The organism is Xanthomonas sp. NCPPB 3761 (assembly GCF_041475705.2).
GTDB classification, from domain to species: Bacteria; Pseudomonadota; Gammaproteobacteria; order Xanthomonadales; family Xanthomonadaceae; genus Xanthomonas; species Xanthomonas phaseoli.
Genome location: NZ_CM191262.1, coordinates 812,422 through 830,348 on the forward strand (window position 1 = coordinate 812,422; position 17,927 = coordinate 830,348).

17 protein-coding genes are annotated in these 17,927 nt (G+C 65.5%); 14 read left to right on the plus strand and 3 right to left on the minus strand.

Annotated features, from left to right (window positions below; all coding sequences use genetic code 11):
- Positions 1-67: 67 nt before the first annotated feature.
- The gene (locus ACCQ00_RS03535) at positions 68-811 is read right to left on the minus strand and encodes a sulfite exporter TauE/SafE family protein (protein WP_039573350.1); all 744 of its coding nucleotides are present in this window, start codon (positions 809-811) and stop codon (positions 68-70) included.
- An 87-nt stretch (positions 812-898) separates the two neighbouring features.
- Between ACCQ00_RS03535 and ACCQ00_RS03540 the strand changes: the two genes are divergently transcribed.
- On the plus strand, positions 899-1,804 hold the full coding sequence (locus ACCQ00_RS03540) for a LysR substrate-binding domain-containing protein (RefSeq protein WP_080949205.1): 906 nt from the start codon (positions 899-901) through the stop codon (positions 1,802-1,804).
- Positions 1,805-1,890: 86 nt separating this feature from the next.
- Here the strand turns inward: ACCQ00_RS03540 and ACCQ00_RS03545 are convergent, their stop codons facing one another.
- Complete coding sequence (locus tag ACCQ00_RS03545) at positions 1,891-2,754, minus strand: endonuclease/exonuclease/phosphatase family protein (protein WP_039573221.1); 864 nt, start codon at positions 2,752-2,754, stop codon at positions 1,891-1,893.
- 183 nt (positions 2,755-2,937) lie between these two features.
- On the opposite strand from ACCQ00_RS03545, the gene ACCQ00_RS03550 reads away from it, so the two are divergent.
- The 8 genes from ACCQ00_RS03550 to gnd all read left to right on the plus strand — a co-directional run bounded on the left by ACCQ00_RS03550 (position 2,938) and on the right by gnd (position 11,514).
- On the plus strand, positions 2,938-3,993 hold the full coding sequence (locus tag ACCQ00_RS03550; RefSeq protein WP_017155347.1) for a bifunctional nicotinamide-nucleotide adenylyltransferase/Nudix hydroxylase: 1,056 nt from the start codon (positions 2,938-2,940) through the stop codon (positions 3,991-3,993).
- Positions 3,994-4,113: 120 nt separating this feature from the next.
- The gene (locus ACCQ00_RS03555) at positions 4,114-5,517 is read left to right on the plus strand and encodes a nicotinate phosphoribosyltransferase (RefSeq protein WP_039573222.1); all 1,404 of its coding nucleotides are present in this window, start codon (positions 4,114-4,116) and stop codon (positions 5,515-5,517) included.
- 22 nt (positions 5,518-5,539) lie between these two features.
- Positions 5,540-6,640 (plus strand): hypothetical protein, encoded by a 1,101-nt coding sequence (locus ACCQ00_RS03560; protein WP_039573225.1) that lies wholly within the window; start codon positions 5,540-5,542, stop codon positions 6,638-6,640.
- Entirely contained in the window at positions 6,633-7,697 is a 1,065-nt protein-coding gene (locus tag ACCQ00_RS03565) for a DNA methyltransferase (protein ID WP_039573227.1), read from the plus strand. The genes ACCQ00_RS03560 and ACCQ00_RS03565 overlap by 8 nt, the downstream gene beginning before the upstream one ends.
- Positions 7,698-7,771: 74 nt before the next feature.
- Positions 7,772-8,542, plus strand: coding sequence for a DUF2242 domain-containing protein (locus tag ACCQ00_RS03570; protein WP_039573229.1), 771 nt, complete (start codon positions 7,772-7,774; stop codon positions 8,540-8,542).
- A gap of 125 nt (positions 8,543-8,667) precedes the next feature.
- Positions 8,668-9,048 (plus strand): glycine zipper 2TM domain-containing protein, encoded by a 381-nt coding sequence (locus ACCQ00_RS03575; protein WP_039573232.1) that lies wholly within the window; start codon positions 8,668-8,670, stop codon positions 9,046-9,048.
- 160 nt (positions 9,049-9,208) lie between these two features.
- Positions 9,209-10,552 carry a hypothetical protein gene (locus ACCQ00_RS03580; RefSeq protein ID WP_039573235.1) on the plus strand — a complete coding sequence of 448 codons (1,344 nt, stop codon included), beginning with the start codon at positions 9,209-9,211 and terminating at the stop codon, positions 10,550-10,552.
- A gap of 20 nt (positions 10,553-10,572) precedes the next feature.
- Entirely contained in the window at positions 10,573-11,514 is a 942-nt protein-coding gene (gnd, locus tag ACCQ00_RS03585) for a phosphogluconate dehydrogenase (NAD(+)-dependent, decarboxylating) (protein ID WP_039573240.1), read from the plus strand.
- A 75-nt stretch (positions 11,515-11,589) separates the two neighbouring features.
- Here gnd and ACCQ00_RS03590 read toward each other — a convergent pair whose 3' ends face one another.
- The gene (locus ACCQ00_RS03590; RefSeq protein WP_039573243.1) at positions 11,590-12,645 is read right to left on the minus strand and encodes an oxidoreductase; all 1,056 of its coding nucleotides are present in this window, start codon (positions 12,643-12,645) and stop codon (positions 11,590-11,592) included.
- 150 nt (positions 12,646-12,795) lie between these two features.
- Between ACCQ00_RS03590 and ACCQ00_RS03595 the strand changes: the two genes are divergently transcribed.
- From ACCQ00_RS03595 to folK, 5 genes are all read left to right on the plus strand, one after another.
- On the plus strand, positions 12,796-13,167 hold the full coding sequence (locus ACCQ00_RS03595; protein WP_008572114.1) for a BON domain-containing protein: 372 nt from the start codon (positions 12,796-12,798) through the stop codon (positions 13,165-13,167).
- Positions 13,168-13,448: 281 nt separating this feature from the next.
- A complete protein-coding gene (locus ACCQ00_RS03600) occupies positions 13,449-15,260 on the plus strand; it encodes a sensor histidine kinase (RefSeq protein WP_039573246.1) in 1,812 nt (603 codons plus the stop codon).
- The gene (locus ACCQ00_RS03605) at positions 15,257-15,697 is read left to right on the plus strand and encodes a response regulator (RefSeq protein ID WP_017158470.1); all 441 of its coding nucleotides are present in this window, start codon (positions 15,257-15,259) and stop codon (positions 15,695-15,697) included. The genes ACCQ00_RS03600 and ACCQ00_RS03605 overlap by 4 nt, the downstream gene beginning before the upstream one ends.
- A gap of 3 nt (positions 15,698-15,700) precedes the next feature.
- Positions 15,701-17,203 (plus strand): ATP-binding response regulator, encoded by a 1,503-nt coding sequence (locus ACCQ00_RS03610; protein WP_039573251.1) that lies wholly within the window; start codon positions 15,701-15,703, stop codon positions 17,201-17,203.
- Positions 17,204-17,295: 92 nt separating this feature from the next.
- Positions 17,296-17,811, plus strand: coding sequence for a 2-amino-4-hydroxy-6-hydroxymethyldihydropteridine diphosphokinase (gene folK, locus ACCQ00_RS03615; protein ID WP_017155336.1), 516 nt, complete (start codon positions 17,296-17,298; stop codon positions 17,809-17,811).
- Positions 17,812-17,927 lie beyond the last annotated feature (116 nt).

Here is a 17,927-nt window from a genome sequence, read left to right on the forward strand (position 1 = left end):
CTGCATGAGCGCCACCGCTTGCCGGTGGCGTTTTCATTTAGGCAGCACCGTTGCCGCTGGCAGTGTCTCAGGCGATCGCCTGCCAGCAGGCCTGCAGGCCGAGCAACAGCAAGGTGCCGAAAAATATCCGACGGAATGCTTCGGCAGAGATGCGGCGTCGCAGCTTCGTGCCGGCCCACACTCCCAGCGCGGTGGGCAGTAGCGCCAGCAACGATGGCAGGCCAGCCGAAAGCGGCACGCCGCCGCGCCAGACCAGCGCCGTCGCCAGCGCAAGCGTTGCCGTACCGAAGCACGCGGCCAGTGCGCGGATCAACACCTCGCGTGGCAGGCCCAGTGCAGACAGGTACGGCACCACCGGGAGAACCAGCACGCCGGTGGCACCGTTGAGCAGGCCACCGACCAGGCCGATCAGCGGGCTGCCCCAGCGCTCGTGACGTGGCGGCAGGGTCCACTGCCGGCGGGCAAGCCCCAGTAGGGCGTAGGCAACCAACAGGACCCCCAGCGCGCCGCGCAGGTAGCGCGGATGACCGCCAATCATCAACCCGGCGCTCAACCACGTGCCCGCCACCACCATGGCCAGCACCGGCCACAGGCGCCGCAACAGCACGGTCGCAGCGGGCCCCCAGGCCTGCTGCAGATTCGTCACCAACGAAGGCAGCACCAACAGCGCGGCGGCCTGGCTGGGCGGCAGCCACAGCCCCAGCAAACCCATCGCCACGGTGGGCAGCCCCATGCCGGCCACGCCTTTGACCGCGCCGGCCAGCAGGAATACCGCGGCAACCATAATCAATTGCGAAACGTCTTCTTTCATGGGACGCAGGATCGATGCGGCAGCGGTGTCCGGCAAGCTGTCTTTGTTTGAGGCAGACTTCGGCCACGCCGAAGGCTGGAGATGCAGATGCAGGTGGAATTCATCGACTTGCGGATCTTTGTTGCGGTGGCAGACACCTGCAGCATCACCGCCGGCGCCGACCGCGTGGCGCTATCGCTGGCGGCCACCAGTGCGCGTGTTCGCGCGCTGGAGCTGCAGGTCGGCGCGGCCCTGTTCGAGCGCGGCCGGCGAGGCGTGACGCTGACCGCCGCCGGCCAGGTCCTGCTGCGGCATGCACGGGTGCTGGCACGGCAGGAACAGGCCATGCGCAGCGAGCTTGGCGATTACGGACTTGGTGGACAGGTCACCCTGCGATTGGCCGCGAACACCGCCGCACTGTCCGAATGGCTGCCCGAGTGCGTTGCGGATTTCTTGCTGGCCCACCCACGGGTGGACCTGACCCTGGCTGAATGGGGCAGCGAGGAGGCTGCCGATGCCGTGCGCGACGAACGTGCGGACCTGGCCGTGGTGGCAGGGCATGCCGACTTCACCGGCCTGCAGTGGCGTCCGTTTCGGCAGGATCGCCTGGTGGTCGCGGTGGCCGCCAGCCATCGGCTTGCCGGCGCAGACAGCCTGCGCCTGGCCGATATCGCGCCGATGCAGTTGCTGGCGTTATCGGCCGACAACGCCTTGCAGCGCCACCTGCGGACGCATCTGGCCCGTGCCGGCGTGCAGCTGCGCATCCGCGCGCGCGTGCCGGGTATCGAAACGCTGTGCCGCATGCTGGCACGCGGCGTGGGCGTGGCCATCGTGCCGCACGCGGCGCTGGCCTGCTCCAGTGTCAGGCAGCAGCTGGCGGCGGTGCCGCTGGAGGAAACCTGGGCGCGGCGCGAGCTCTCCATCATCTGGCGCGACCGCCCTTCGGCCACCTTGCAGGCCTTGCTGGAATGGCTGCACGCCAGCGCAGCGAACGCCGGGATTCATCCGGCTTGATCGCCGCGGCGCTGCATGCACCGGGTGGCTTTGTCACGGCCGGCGTGCGCGCCCGCTACTGCTACTGCTCTTGCACGCGCTTGTCCTCAGCGTGGCCAGTCGAACTCGGCCATCACCGGATAATGGTCTGACGGCAGGATGCCGCCTGGACGATCATCCAGGGTTGCGAAGCGGGAAGGACGCAATCCGCGATACAGGATCCAGTCAATGCGCCGGGTCGGGTGCGTGGTGAAATCCTGGAAGGTGTTTTCCGGCCCGCTGCGCTTGCTGGCCTGTGCACGCGCATCGCGAAGCACTGCGGTGAGCGTGGGGTAGGTGATCGTGTCCGGATCGCTGTTGAAGTCGCCGGTCAGCACCACCGGGATAGCGGCGGGCAACTGTGCGATGCGCGACAGGATCAGGCGCGCGCTGCGCTCGCGGGCGGGCTCGTCCTCATCGCGATACGGAAAGTGCGTGTTGAACAGATAAAAGCGGCGTTTGTCGCTGATGCGCTCGAACAGCGCCCAGGTGGCCATGCGTGGCAGTACATTGCCCCAGGTGATGCTGCCGGGGCGTTCGGGCGTGTCCGACAGCCAGAAGTTGCCCGACTCCACCACCTTCAATACACGCGCGTCGTAGAACACGCCCATGTGCTCGTCGCTGTCATCGCCGCGCCGGCCCTGGCCGAACCAGCGGTAGTCGGGCAACTGTTCGGCCAGGAAGGCCGCCTGTTCGCTCACCAGTTCCTGCGTGCCAAACACGTCCGGATGCGTCTGTTTGATCAACGCGACCATGGCCGCGCGACGCACTTGCCAGCGTTTGTCGCCATCGGTATCGGCCGGCACGCGCACGTTGAACGACATGACCCGCAGTGGCGCAGCCGGCGTGACGGCCAGCGCAGGTAAGGCGAGACACAACAGTGCAGCGAGGGCGAGAAGGCGGCGCAGCACCTGCGCGATGGAGCGTGGCATGCAGGGAAATTCCTTGAGGAAGCAAGAGCGCCGAGTCTAGCCAGAGATGATGACCGCTGCGTCACGGCGCCGAACAATGACGCGTAGACGATCGGCCGCTTGACGCCATCGTGCATCGGCGTAGCATTTGCACCAGGCCGGCGGATAGACCGCCAGCTCACCACTCAACCGTGAGGGATTCTCATGGCAACACCGTACGACTATCTCGTGTTTATCGGGCGTTTCGAGCCCTTTCATAACGGCCACGCTGCCGTCGCCCGCCACGCGCTGGGCAAGGCGAAAAAGCTCATCGTGCTGATCGGCTCGGCCGACACGCCCCGCACCATCCGCAATCCTTGGACCGTCGCCGAACGTGCGGTGATGATCGAATCTGCGTTGCCGGACGAAACGGCGCGGCTGATCGTGCGCCCGCTACGCGATCATCTCTACAACGAAAGCCTGTGGATTGCCGAAGTGCAGCGACAGGTTGCCGAAGCGGTGCACGCCGATGGCGGCACGCTGGATGCGAACATCGGCCTGATCGGCATGGACAAGGATGCCAGCAGCTACTACCTGCGTGAGTTTCCGCAGTGGCCGCTGGAAGACGTGCAACATACCGCGACGCTGTCGGCCACCGAATTGCGCCGCTATCTGTTCGAAGCCGGCGATATCGGCTTCCACGGCGGCCTGTTGATGCTGCGCGGCAATGTGCCGGCGCCCGTCTACGACATGCTGGAAGCATTCCGGCGCAACTCGCCCAGCTACGCGCAGCTGGTGGCCGAATACCGCTTCATCGAGCAATACCGCGCTGCGTGGAAAGACGCGCCATATCCGCCGACATTCGTCACGACCGATGCGGTGGTGGTGCATTCGGGGCACGTGCTGCTGGTGCGCCGTCGCGCCGAACCGGGCAAGGGGTTGTGGGCCTTGCCCGGCGGTTTCGTCGGCCAGGAGGAAGGGCTGCTGGATTGCTGCCTGCGCGAGTTGCGCGAGGAAACCCGGCTCAAGCTGCCGGTGCCGGTGCTCAAGGGCTCGTTGCGTGGCAAGCAGGTGTTCGATCATCCCGAGCGCAGTCAGCGCGGACGCACCATTACCCATGCGTTCCATTTCGAGTTTCCGGCCGGTGAATTGCCTGCGGTGCGCGGTGGCGACGATGCCGACAAGGCGCGCTGGATTCCGATCGCCGAAGTGATGGCGATGGGCCCGCGCCTGTACGAAGACCACCTGCATATTCTTGAATTCTTCCTGGGCCGTGGCTAACGCGCAAACGACGACCTGCTGCCGCGATGCCAACAGGCCGCACATGCCGTGACCGCTTGAACCATGACCTCCCGCCGGCGGACAGACCGCCGGTTCATTCGACGCGAAGGAGCTTCCGTCATGCATTACCTCGATAACCTGCTGCTCAATACCGATAGCTACAAGGCCAGCCACTGGCTGCAATATCCGCCCGGCACCGATGCGTCGTTCTTCTATGTCGAATCGCGCGGTGGGCTTTACGAGCAGACCGTGTTCTTCGGCCTGCAGTCGATCCTGAAGGAAGCGATCAACCGCCCGGTGACGCACGCCGACATCGACGATGCGAAAGACTTGCTGGCGGCGCATGGAGAGCCGTTCAACGAAGCCGGCTGGCGCGATATCGTCGACCGGCTGGGGGGGCAGTTGCCGATCCGCATCCGCGCGGTGCCCGAGGGCGCGGTGGTGCCAACGCACAACGTGCTGATGACCATCGAGTCCACCGACGCCAAGGCGTTCTGGGTACCGTCGTATCTGGAAACCCTGTTGCTGCGCGTGTGGTACCCGGTGACGGTGGCCACGGTGAGCTGGCAGGTCAAGCAGACCGTTCGCGACTTCCTGGAGCGTACCAGCGACGATCCGGAAGGGCAGCTGCCTTTCAAACTGCATGATTTTGGCGCGCGCGGCGTGTCCAGTCTTGGCTCGGCCGCATTGGGCGGTGCCGCGCATCTGGTGAACTTTCTCGGCACCGACACCTTGTCGGCATTGCTGCTGGCGCGTGCGCATTACCACACGCCGGTGGCCGGTTATTCGATTCCCGCCGCCGAACACAGCACCATCACCAGCTGGGGCCGCGAGCGTGAGGTGGATGCGTATCGCAACATGCTAAAGCAGTTCGCGCACCCGGGTTCGATCGTGGCGGTGGTGTCTGACAGCTACGACATCTATCGCGCCATTGCCGAGCATTGGGGCACCACCTTGCGCGAGGAAGTGATCGCCTCCGGCGCAACGGTGGTGATTCGTCCGGATTCGGGCGACCCGGTGGACGTGGTCGAGCAGTGCCTGCGGTTGCTGGACGAAGCGTTCGGGCATCAGGTCAATGGCAAGGGCTACAAGGTGCTCAACCACGTACGGGTGATCCAGGGCGATGGCATCAACCCCACCTCGCTGCGCGCGATTCTGGAGCGCATCACCGCCGCCGGCTATGCCGCCGACAATGTCGCCTTCGGGATGGGCGGTGCGTTGCTGCAGAAGGTGGACCGCGACACGCAAAAGTTTGCGTTGAAGTGCTCGGCGGTGCGTGTGGACGGGCAGTGGGTCGATGTCTACAAGGACCCGATCACCGACCAGGGCAAGCAGAGCAAGCGCGGCCGCCTGACCTTGCTGCGCAACCGCAACGATGGCAGCTACCGCAGTGCTCTGCTCGATGAGGTGCACACCTACCCCGACAGCGAAGACGCGCTGGTCACGGTGTGGGAAAACGGTGTGCCGCAACAGGAGTGGACGTTGGAGCAGGTGCGCGCGCGTGCCAACGCGGCACGTCGCTGACGCGCGGCGCGCAGGGTTGGCCATGCACGCTTCCATTGACGACATCTCCTTGTTGCCTGCTTCGGCGCTGCTGACGCGTCTGCGCGCCGCAGCACCCAACCTGCAGCGGCGCGTGCCGCTGCAGGACGAGGCCAGTCGCTGGCATGCGCTGCGTATCGACGCGCGCACCTATCGCGCGGCGTTGCCGATCACCTTCACCCCCTATGCCTCGGTACGGCCCTGTTCGGCGCGCTGCGGGTTCTGTTCGGAAAATCTGCGGCAGCACGGCGGCGGTCGCGCGGCAGCGACGTTGCGACCTGGGCCTGACTATTTCCAGCAGTTGAGCGCTGTCTTGCAGCTGCTGCGCGAGGTGCCGCTGTCGTATTCGTTGTCGGGTCTGGAAATGACCGACGATGCGGCATGGTTGCAGACCTTGCTGCAGACCCTGGCAACCACGCCCAACGGCCCGCGCGTCGAGCAGCGCGTGCTTTACAGCAATGGCGCCGGGCTGGCGCGTGCGCACGGTGCGCGCTTGATCGAAGCGCTGGTTGAGTTCGGGCTGTCGTGGGTCGAGTTGTCGCGTCACCATCCGTTGCAGGAGCGCAACGACGCGATCATGCGTTTCCGCCCTGACGAGCCGATCGCCGATGTGGCGACCTTCGTACAGACGGCACGGCGGCTGGCAGCACGGCTGCCGCTGCGACTGGTCTGCATCGTGCAGCGCGGTGGCGTGGACAATGCAGACGCCATTGCGCAGTACATCGCGTGGGCACGCAGCTGCGGCGCCAGCCAGGTGATCTTTCGGGAATTGTCGCGGTTGGACGATGCCTATCGCAGCAACGGCACGCTGCGCTACATCGACGAACACCGCGTCGGCGTGGACACGTTGCTGGACCAGTGCATGCAGCAGCCCTGGTGGTCGCGCTGGCAACCCGATGGCCTCACCGAAGGCTATTACTTCTGGAATGTGCGGCTGCGCGATCAGGCGGGCTTGCAGGTGGTGTTCGAAAGTGCCGACTACGCCGCGATGCATGCGCGCCACGCGACCGGCGATCTGTACAAGCTGGTGTTCTTCGCCAACGGCCGTCTGTGTGCGGGTTGGGACCCGGATGCCGACGTGCTGTGGGAACCCACTAATGGATGAGTTCGATCGGCGCAGCTGGTGGACGCCGGCCCCGGACGAGGCCGCCTGGGCACTGCCCGACGATCTGCGCGCGGCCGACCCGCTCGGCGCGCGCGATTGTGGCTGGGTCAATCAGATGCGCCCGTTTGTGCGCCATTTCAGCCGGCCGGGCGAGCAGGTGTTCGACCCGTTCTGCGGCTTTGGCAGCACCTTGCTGGCGGCCGCGCTGGAAGGCCGCAACGCGCATGGCATGGAAATCGATCCGGCACGCGCGCAGTTGGCACGCACGCGTCTGGCGCGGCATGCGGTGGAAGCCCCGGTGGTGGTCGGCAGCCTGGCCGATATCGCGCCGGCGGCCCCGATCGACCTGTGTCTGACCAACGTGCCGTATTTCGGCTGCCACTGGCATGGTGACGTGCTGCCTGGGCAGCTTTATGCGAGCAGCGATTACGCCAGCTACCTGACCGGCATGCGCACGGTCTTCCATGCGCTGCGCAAGCAGATGCGGCCAGACGGCGTGGGCGTGGCGATGGTGCAGAACGTGGTGGTCGGCGGCCGCGTGATTCCGCAGGCCTGGGATCTGGGCCGCATCCTGGCCAGTCTGTTCACCCTGCGCGAGGAGCGGGTGCTGTGCTATCGGCGTGCGGGCGCAGCGCTGGGGCATGCCGAGACACAGAGCAATCGCAGCCACGAATACGCGCTGATCTTTCAGCATTGTCGTGCCCGGCTGGACCTGCAGCAGGCCGCGCAGTTGTTGCAGGCGGTGCAGGCACAGGGCCTGCCGGTGGTGGTGCATGGCAGCTACGCGCGCTGGCTGGCGTCGCCGACCCTGGTGCCCCAGGGCCCGGCCGATCTGGACCTGATGCTGCGTGGCGAACAAGCGCTGTGGGACCGCCTCACCCTCTGGCTGCAGCAGCAGGGCTTCGCGTTGAGTCTGTGGGGCGAACCGTGCCGCGCGCCGGTGGCACTGGCGGTGGTGCGCGCCCACCACTACCTGCGCGCCGAGCGCATCGGTGCCGATGGCCGCCGTCTGCAGGTAGACCTGCAATTGCCAGTGGATGAACCGCCGTTGCCCTGATCGGGCAAGCCGACGCCGCGCGCACATGGGTTGCCGCTATGCTCTGTGCCGGTTTTGGATGCCGGAATCTTCCTATGTCTTGTTCTTCCCTGATCGCGCGCGGCGCACTGCTCGGCGCATTGGCAACCCTGGCCGGCTGCGGCGGCAGCAAGGGCGACACGATGCTGATGCGCGAGTCGTTCAATTCCGACGACACCTATTCGCGCAGCGTGGCGGCCAGTTCGCCGCAAGCCTGCGAGGCGGCCCGGCGAGTGCTGTTGAGTCAGGGCTACGCCGTCACGCGCGCCGATGCCGCAGCGGTGGAGGGCAGCAAGAACTTCCAGCTCAAGGAAGCCGACCAGAGCGAACAACTCAACCTGCGCATTTCCTGCGCCAGCCAGGACGGCGGCAAGGCGCAGGTGTTCGTCAGTGCGTTGCAGGACCGTTACGCGCTGAAGAAGAGTTCCACCTCGGCCAGCGTGGGCGTCGGCGTGCTGGGCTCGTTATCGTTGCCAGTCGGCAGCAGCGGCGATTCGCTGGTGCGTGTGTCCAGTACCACGGTGCAGGATGCGGCCTTCTACAAGCGCTTTTTCGAACGCCTGAATTCGTATCTTCCCAAGGTCACCGAAGCGGTACCTGCTGCAGTGAGTGCAGCGCCTGCGCCTGCGCCCGCACCTGCGCCAGCAGTAGCGCCGGCCGCCGCGGTTCCGGCCGCGAACACCACGCCTGCCGCGACGCCCGCAGCTCCTGCCGCGGCTCCCACTACGGTTGCACAGCCTCCGGTTGCGCCATTGCCCGTGGAAGCGCAGGACCCCCCACCGGCACCGGCGAAGGTGCCGCAAACCGAGCCCGCCACGCAGCCGTGACGGAGCGGTTCACGCTCCGCTCCAAAGCCTGAATAGCGGGCGGCGCGCTTCACGTTATGTTCTCGACCCAGCGGCCAGAGTGCGCCCATGCCTCGCCGAGCGGGCGAGAAACGTGGAGAACAACGATGAAAATGCGCACCTCCCTGCTGGGTATGTCCCTGATCGGCCTGATGGCGACGAGCGCGTTCGCACAGGCGCAAAACTACGCGCATCAGCAGCGCTATACGGAAGCGGACGAAGGTCGCAGGTTCAACGACGGCACCCGCGTGCGCTGCCGCAACGTCGAAGTGCAGAAGAACTCGACCGACCCGAACCGCATCGGCGGTACGCTGGCCGGCGCTGCAATCGGTGGCCTGCTCGGCAACCAGGTTGGCGGCGGTAACGGCAAGAAGCTGGCGACCGTGGCAGGCGCAGCGGCCGGTGGCGCGGCGGGCCGCACCATCCAGGGCAACCGTCAGCAGGCCAACGGCAATCGCCAGGTCGAGCGCGTCTGCGAACGTCGCTGAGCGGCTGATGCAATGGGCCTGAGTTAATCCTGCAAGCCCCGGCCACGCCGGGGCTTTCTACGTTTGAGAATGGCGTTGTGCCGACGATTCATTGCGTATGTCATCGATGAGTGTTGTCCACGCGCATCGCAGTTCTTCATTGTGCTCACCAACGGCGTCGATGCCGCCACGGTATGCGCGCCTGCGCCGGCTTGCCGCGCTGGCGTGTGCAGGCGGCTTGCTGGCGGGGCAGCTGCTGCAGGTCGCCCATGCTGCGCCAAGCCAGACCGCAAATGCTGCCAGCGCAGATTGCGTGGAAGCATTGCTGCGACGGCTGGGCTGGACCATCCATCGCGCCGCGGTGCGCGAACCGGTACTCACACGTGGTGAACCGTGTACGCACGGCACGCTTGCGCAGGCGCAGGCCGCCGGGGATCTGCAGCTGACGCTTCCAGCCGGTTGGGACACGCAACAGCGCCGCGCAGCGCTGACCGCCGTGCTGGACGATGCAGCCACGCACTGCGCCTATGCGTTCGAACTCGGTGCAGCCACCCGCCGTGCGGTCACGCAATTGCAGAACAACCCGCGCTACCGCTTCTCGGCGGTGCAGCTGGGCTGGGTCGGATTCGGCTGGCGTGGCGCAGCCGCGCAGGGCTGGAGCGGTTTTCGCAGCTTCGGTCGCGGGTATCAGCCGCGCGGCAGCAATGCGCAGGCGCTGGATGCGTTCTACCGCGGCCAGGTGCGCTCCGAATGTGGCGTCGGCCGACAGGTGGCTCAGCTGGCCACCCAGCGCGAGTTGTTCGGCGATGCCGGGTTCGATAAGGCGTTTACGCCAGGCGAATTGTCGATCGGTACATTCCTGACCTTGCACGACACCGACAGCATCCTGCTCGGTGCGCATGCCGGTGAATTCTTCGCCGACGGCAAGGCAGTGAAAACCTCACAACTCGGGCGGCAGGCGTTCGTGGGCGCACCAGGCTTCATCGCGCATGTGTTCGACACGTCTTACCTGGATGACATCCACAATCAGGCCGAGAATTTCGTGGTGGTGGATGTCAGCGATGCAGCCGCGCAGGCGCTGGCGCGGCACGGTGGCTTTGCGTACTACGACGCGCGCAACCGGCAGATCTGGGAATTGGCCAAGCAGTTGCGTGGGCCTGGCAAGCGCCGCTTCGAGCGCCTGCTTTACGAGCGCGATGCAACGTTGCGCGCCACGCTCGACCCGCAGCAGCAGACCCGGCTGCAGCAGCTGCAGATGCTGCTGGATGACCCGTTCTACCAAGGCTTTTTGGTCTATGTGCACCCCAAGGGCACCAAGCCGATCGGCTACCACGTGGCACGCCTGCTCGACCGTAACCCGCGCACCCCGTATGCCATCGACCTGACGTTGCACAATCTGCGCACCACCTTGTATTGGCGGTGGATCGACTGGCAGCTGCAGCAGTGCAGCGCCGCCACCGTCGCGGAACAATCCATTGAGAATTCCGCCACGCCAGCGTACGCCGAACGTGGCACCCTGCACTGATCAGATCATGAGGAGCGATTATGGAACTGGGTATGGTGGGACTGGGCCGCATGGGCGCCAACATGGCCGAGCGTTTGGTCAATGGCGGGCATCGCGTGCATGGCTACGATCCAGGCGCGAACGCGCGCACCAGCGCGCAAGCCAAGGGCATCGTCACCGCCGATGCGCTGGCAGCGCTGGTGTCGGCACTGCCGAGCCCGCGCGTGGTGTGGTTGATGGTCCCGGCCGGCAAGATCGTCGATGACACGCTGGCGCAGCTGCTGCCCTTGCTGCAGGCCGGCGACATCGTCATCGATGGCGGCAATTCGTACTACAAGGATTCGCAGCGGCGCGCAGCATTGCTGCACGCCAGTGGCATTGCGTTTGTCGATTGCGGCACCAGCGGTGGCATCTGGGGCCTGCAGGAAGGCTATAGCTTGATGGTAGGTGGCGACGAAGCGGCGGTGACGGCGTTGCACCCGATCCTGGCAACGCTCGCGCCGGCGCCGGACAAGGGCTGGGGACGCGTTGGCCAGAGCGGTGCCGGCCACTTCACCAAGATGGTCCACAACGGCATCGAATACGGAATGATGCAGGCCTACGCGGAAGGCTTCGCGCTGATGCAGCACAAGGCCGAATTTGCGCTGGATCTGCACCAAGTTGCCGAAATCTGGCGCGATGGCAGCGTGGTGCGTTCGTGGCTGCTGGATCTGACGGCCGATGCATTGACGCACAACCCGACCATGGCCGGCATTGCGCCATTCGTGGCCGATTCGGGCGAAGGCCGCTGGACGGTTGCCGAAGCGATCGATCTGGAAGTCTCTGCACCGGTCATCACGTTGTCGCTGATGGAGCGGCTGCGCTCGCGCGACAAGGATTCGTTTACCGACAAACTGCTGGCGGCGATGCGCAACCAGTTCGGCGGCCACGCGGTGATGACCACGACCTCGGCAGCGCCGACGATCGGTAGCAAGGACGCGTAAGGACTTGGATGCAATGACGGTGCGCGCCTGGAGTGCGGCGCGCACCGCTGGAAGTGGGCAACCGTCTCAGCGTTATTAGCCGCGCGCGGCATCCAACCACTGCACTTGGCCGTCCGCAGCGCTGCGTTGCGCCAGGTCCACCAACTGCATCAGCTGCACCGCATCGCTGCTGCTGACCGGCGCCGCGCCGGTGCCTGCCAGCGCGTCGCGGAAGGCGGCGTAGCACTGCCGATAGTCGCCAGGCAGGTTGTCGGGCTGATGGGTGTGGATGCGGCCTTCGTCATCGACGCGGGTGAGCGTGCCCGGCAAAGGGTCCACGCCCCAGCCGACCGTGCCGGGGCGACGGCCGGCGCGCAGCTGGTCTTCCTGCGTATCCAGGCCGTGCTTGAGGTAACTGCCGCGCGTGCCATGCACGGCGAAGCGCAGGCTGCCATCGGCCACCAGCGACCCTGCGTGCAGAATCACGCGCAGCCGAGGGTAGTGCAGGGTGACGTGGAAATAATCCACGCTACGCGCCTGCTCGCGCTGACGTTGCAGATCCGCGCCAATGCCCTGCAGCATACCGAACAACTGCATCGCCTGATCGAGCAGATGCGGGCCCAGGTCGTACCACAGTCCGGCACCGGGGCCATCGCTCTCGCGCCAACGGTCGCGGACCTGCGGGCGATAGCGGTCGAAGTGCGAATGAAATTCCACCACCTCGCCCAGCTGGCCTTCTTCGATCAGCCGGCGCACGGTGAGAAAGTCCGCATCCCAGCGGCGATTCTGGAACACGCTGATGATGCATCCCGCCGCATCGGCGGCATCGACCATCTGCTGCGCCTGCGTCGCATCCAATGCAAATGGCTTGTCCACCAGCACATGCTTGCCGGCGGCCAGGGCGCTCAGCGCGAAGGGGGCATGGGTGTGGTTCGGGGTGGCCAGCACTACGGCATCCAGTGCGGGATCGGCCAGCGCACTGTCGAGGTCGGCCACCACGGTGACGCCGGGAAAATCGGACTGCGGCTGTTGTGGCTTGGACGACACCACGCTGTGCAACTGCAGGCCGGGGGTGCTTGCGATCAGCGGTGCATGAAAGGTGCGGCCGACATAGCCGTAGCCGACGACGGCCAGATTGAACTGTTTAGGCATTGAAAACGGTTCATCGCAACGACGGAGGGAGCCCGCATGGTATTGCACCTGCCCGTGTGCGCAGGGTTCACAACCTCTGCATGCAACGGTCACGTCTGCTCGACGAGCGCCACCGCAAGCTGCGCCCACATTCAACAGGAGGTGCTTGGTATGAAGAACATGACGCATGCACGCAAGCTGCTGGCTCTGTCGCTGTCGCTCGGTCTGACCCTCGGCGCGTCGCAGGCATTTGCGGCACCGCAGGAACATGCCGACCACAAGGACCACGCTGCCGGCATGAACGAGTCCAAGAAGCCGGTCACCGACACCTGGATCACCACCAAGGTCAAGGCCGATCTGCTGGCCACCGACAATGTCTCGGGTACCGACGTGAAGGTCGAGACCAAGAACGGCATCGTGACCCTGACCGGCGCGGTTGCCACCCAGGCCGAGCATGACAAGGCCGTTGCCGTTGCCAAGGGCATCGAGGGCGTCAAGAGCGTCAAGTCGACCGGCCTGAAGGTCACCGCTGCGAAGAAGTAAGCGCAGCTGCTGCGAATGCCGGGTCGCCGAGGCGAGGCGGCGACCCGAGCACCGGGCGCACTCCACGGAGTGCGCCTTTTTTCGTTTTGAGGAGGTGTCAGCTGAGCCGATGGTCGGCAACGCACTCGCGCGGTTTTCACGCATACTGCACGTATGCTATGCCTATTCAGCTATGTCGTAGGCTGACATGATTTCTCTGAATCATTAATCTGGCAAGCTGCGTGATCGGAGACAATGCCGATCAGTCCTTGGCCCTGCAGTGAGCGGAATTCGGTCCAGCAATGCAAACAACGGTCCAAGCAGACAAATGGGATCGCTGGCGCCTGCCTTTGTTGGCGGTTGCCGTATTCCTGATTGTGGTGGTGCCCTCACTGTTGCTGCAGCAAATGGCCCGCAACGCGAACCAGGCTGCGTCGTGGGTGTCGCATAGCCAGCAAGTGCAGGAGACCGCACAGCGCCTGGAGGCGGCGATGCGCGATGCCGAATCGGCGGCGCTGATGCGCTCGCACGGCGTGGAGCGCGAGGCGCTGAACGAGCGCATGCGCCGCGGCCGGCGCGAGGCGCTGGCCGCCGTGCAGCGACTGATCGAACTGACCAAGGACAACCCCGCGCAGCTGGTACGCATCGGGCGTATCCAGAGCACCATCGAACGGCGCCTGTTGTTGGCCGAGCGCATTGCGGTGACCACCGCGCCGGAGCAAATACGCGCGCTGATCAACGACATGACCGTGAACAACCCGATCCGTGTGCTGATCGACGACCTGCAAAGCGCCGAAGGCCGGTTGCTGGCGCTGCGCAATGCGCGCGCCGAGACCGAGCGCTTGCATTACGCAGTGCTGAGTTGGGCGGCGCTGGGGGTGCAGTTGCTGCTGCTGGGCACGGTGACCTGGCTGCTGCAGCGGCAGATCCGCCGCCGCCTGGCGGCCGAGCAGGAATACCTGCGCGCCAACGGGCGCGCCAGCTCGGTGCTGCAAACCGTGCGCGAGCCGATCGTGTTGCTGGATGCCAGCCAGCGCATCGTGTTGCATAACCCGGCCTTCGCCGACCTGTATGGCCTGGAAGAGCGCGGCAACGAATTGATGCCACTGGAAGAGGTGGGCGAGGGCGTCTGGCGCGATGCGCAGATCCATCAACGGCTGGCGGACGTGTTGTTGCGTGGACGCGAGTTGTGGGACTTCGAACACGAGCAGCGCGCCGCCGACGGCGTGCTACGCACCATGTTGATCAATGCACGCCGCATGCCGTTGCCCGACAGCACCGACGAAGACGTGGTGCTGATGACGGTGAGCGACATCAGCCTGCAGAAGGCCGCGCAGTTGCGTATCCAGGAGCTCAACCGGCAGATGGAAGGCAAGGTGGAGCAGGTCTCGGAAGTCAACCGCGAGCTGGAAGCCTTCAGTTACTCGGTCTCGCACGATCTACGCGCCCCGCTGCGGCACGTGGCCGGATTCTCCGACAAGCTGGCGCGCCACCTGGGCGATGCGGCCGACGAGAAGTCGCGCCATTACATGGAAGTGATCAGCAGCTCGGCGCGGCGCATGGCCTCGCTGATCGACGATCTGCTGGTGTATTCGCGCCTGGGCCGCGGTGCGCTGCGCCTGCAGGCGGTGGACATGCAGTCGCTGGTGGCCGAAACGCGTGCGATCCTGGATTCCAGCGTGCAGAGCGAGAACACCGGCCACCGGGTGGAATGGCATATCGCACCGCTGCCGGTGCTGGTTGCCGACGAAAACATGATGCGCCAGCTGTGGATGAACCTGCTCGGCAATGCGGTCAAGTACAGCGCCAAGCGCGAGGTGGCCAAAATCGAGGTCAGCTATACGCCGATGTCCGACGGCGGCCACCAGTTCAGCGTGCGCGACAACGGCGCCGGTTTCGACATGGAATACAGCGGAAAATTGTTCGGTGTGTTCCAACGTTTGCACAAGGCCAGCGAATACGCTGGTACCGGCATCGGACTGGCCAGCGTGCGGCGCGTGTTGACGCGTCACGGCGGCCGGGTGTGGGCCGAAGGCGCCGTCGACGAGGGCGCCACGTTTTATTTCGTGTTACCTCCTGCGCTTGAAGCGCCCAACCAAGAGTTCATTGCATGACCGCCATCCGTACCATTCTTCTGGCAGAAGACAGCCCGGCCGATGCGGAGATGGCGGTCGACGCCTTGCGCGAAGCCCGCCTTGCCAATCCCATCGTGCACGTCGAAGACGGCGTGGAAGCCATGGACTACCTGCTGCGCCGTGGCGTGTTTGCCGACCGCGAGGAAGGCCTGCCGGCCGTGCTGCTGCTGGACATCAAGATGCCGCGCCTGGACGGGCTGGAAGTGCTCAAGCAGGTGCGCAGCGACGAAACGCTCAAGCGCCTGCCGGTGGTGATCCTGTCGTCCTCGCGCGAAGAAAGCGATCTGGCCCGCAGTTGGGACCTGGGCGTGAATGCCTATGTGGTCAAGCCGGTGGACGTGGACCAGTTCTTCAATGCGGTCAAGACGCTCGGCACCTTCTGGGCGGTCATCAACCAGGCACCGGAGCTGGACTGAACCATGCCGCATGAGGGGGGCAACCTGGAGCAGCTGAAGATCCTTCTGGTGGAAGATTCACCGGAAGACGCCGAGCTGTTGTCCGATCAGTTGCTCGAGGCCGGGCTGGATGCGGCATTCGAGCGTGTGGACAGCGAGCCGTCGCTGCGCGCCGCGCTGGATGAGTTCCAGCCGGACATCGTGCTGTCGGACCTGAGCATGCCGGGCTTTTCCGGCCACCAGGCGCTGCGCCTGGTGCGCCAGAACGGCGCCACGCCCTTCATCTTCGTCTCCGGCACCATGGGCGAGGAGACCGCGGTCAAGGCGCTGCAGGATGGCGCCAACGACTACATCATCAAGCACAATCCGACGCGCTTGCCGAGCGCGGTAATCCGCGCGATCCGCGAGGCGCGCGCCGATCTGGAGCGCCAGCGCGTGGAAAGCGAGCTGATGCGCGCACAGCGTCTGGAAAGCCTGGCGATGCTGGCGGCCGGTTTGAGCCACGACCTGCGCAATATCCTGCAACCGTTGTTGATCGTGCCCGACCTGCTGGCCGGGCGCACCGACGACCCGCAGCTGCGTCAGCTGGCCAACGTGGTGGCCGAATGCGGCCGGCGCGGGCATGAGATGGCCGAGTCGATGCTCTCGTTCGTGCGCGGTTCCAACAAGCCGCGCGAGCAGGTCTCCATCGCCAATCTGTTCCAGGCCGTGCAGATGCTGCTCAAGAGCAGCCTGCCCGACGGCGTGCGTCTGCAGATGGACACCATCGCTGCGGACCTGACCATCGAGGCCAACTACACCGAACTGCAGCAATGCCTGCTCAACCTGGGCTTGAACGCGATCCAGGCGATGCCGGAGGGCGGCCGACTGATCCTGGCAGCCGATCGCTACGATGCCTCGCGCGTGCGCATGAGCGTGTCCGACACCGGGGTAGGCATGAGCGACGAAACCCGCGCGCGCCTGTTCAGTCCTTTCTTCACCACCAAGGCCGATGGCACTGGGTTGGGACTGATTTCGTGCAAGCGCATCATCGAAAGCTATGGCGGCAGCATCGTGGTCGATAGCCGGCTGGGCGAAGGCACGCGCTTTGACATGATCGTGCCGATGCGTGCGGTGTCGGCGGCGGTGACCGAAGCCGAACTGCCGCTCCCGCTTGGTCACGGGCAGCGCATTTTGCTGGTCGATGGCGAGGCAACGCGCCTGTCGCTACTGGGCAATGCGCTCTCCAGCCAGGGTTATCAGCCGCAGCTGGCCAGTGATGGCGCCGCGGCACTGCAATTGGTGCAGCAGCATGCGATGCCGGATCTGGTGATCATCGACAGCGACATCATCCTGCTTTCGGCAGTGAGTGTGCTGCTGAGCATGCAGGAGCTGGGCTACCAGGGGCCGGCGATCGTGCTGGAAGATGTTGGCGCGCCGTTGCAGCGTGCGCATTTCCCGGCGGATCTGCCAGTGCATGTGCTGCGCAAGCCGCTGGAAATGCGCCGGGTGTTCCGCGCCGTTTCGCATGCGCTGGAAGTGGCCTGACACTACGTTTGCGCGCACCCGGTGCATGCGTCGATGGATGCAACACGATTGCAACAGTTGACGTCCACGCCGGCCGCGTGCGCGAATAACGTATGACCACCGTGCTTCTCAGCCTCGGCAGCAACGTCCAGCCGACCCACTACCTGCGCTTGGCTGTCGCCGCCCTGCGCGCGCGCTTCGGCCAGATCGTCGTGTCGCCCGCGTACCGCACGCCCGCGGTGGGCTTCGATGGGCCGGACTTCGTCAACAACGCGGTGGTACTGCAGACCGATCTGGATCTGGACGCGCTGGATCGCTGGCTGCATGCACTGGAAGATGCGCATGGACGCGATCGCAGCGGCCCGCGTTTCAGCGACCGCACCCTGGATCTGGATGTGGTGTTCTTCGGCGACCGTATCGTCGAAGGCCCCGGGCATCTGCGCATCCCGCGGCCCGAACTCAGACACGCATTCGTGCTCAAGCCGCTGGCCGACATCGCGCCGGACTTCATCGACCCGCTGAGCGGGCAGACGCTGGCAGCCCTGTGGCAGGCGCATCCGCAGCACGGCAGCGCGTTTGCCACGGTGGAGCTGGATGCGGCTGCGCCGCAGTTGAGCGTCACGCAATAGCGCTGTGCAGGCAGCGCGGCTGAGCGCGGCCGGGCAGGCGCGCAGGTCGCGCGATGACGGGCGTCACTGTCTGGCAGTGACGCACGCCGGCGAGGTCGCAGCCGAGCTCACGTGCA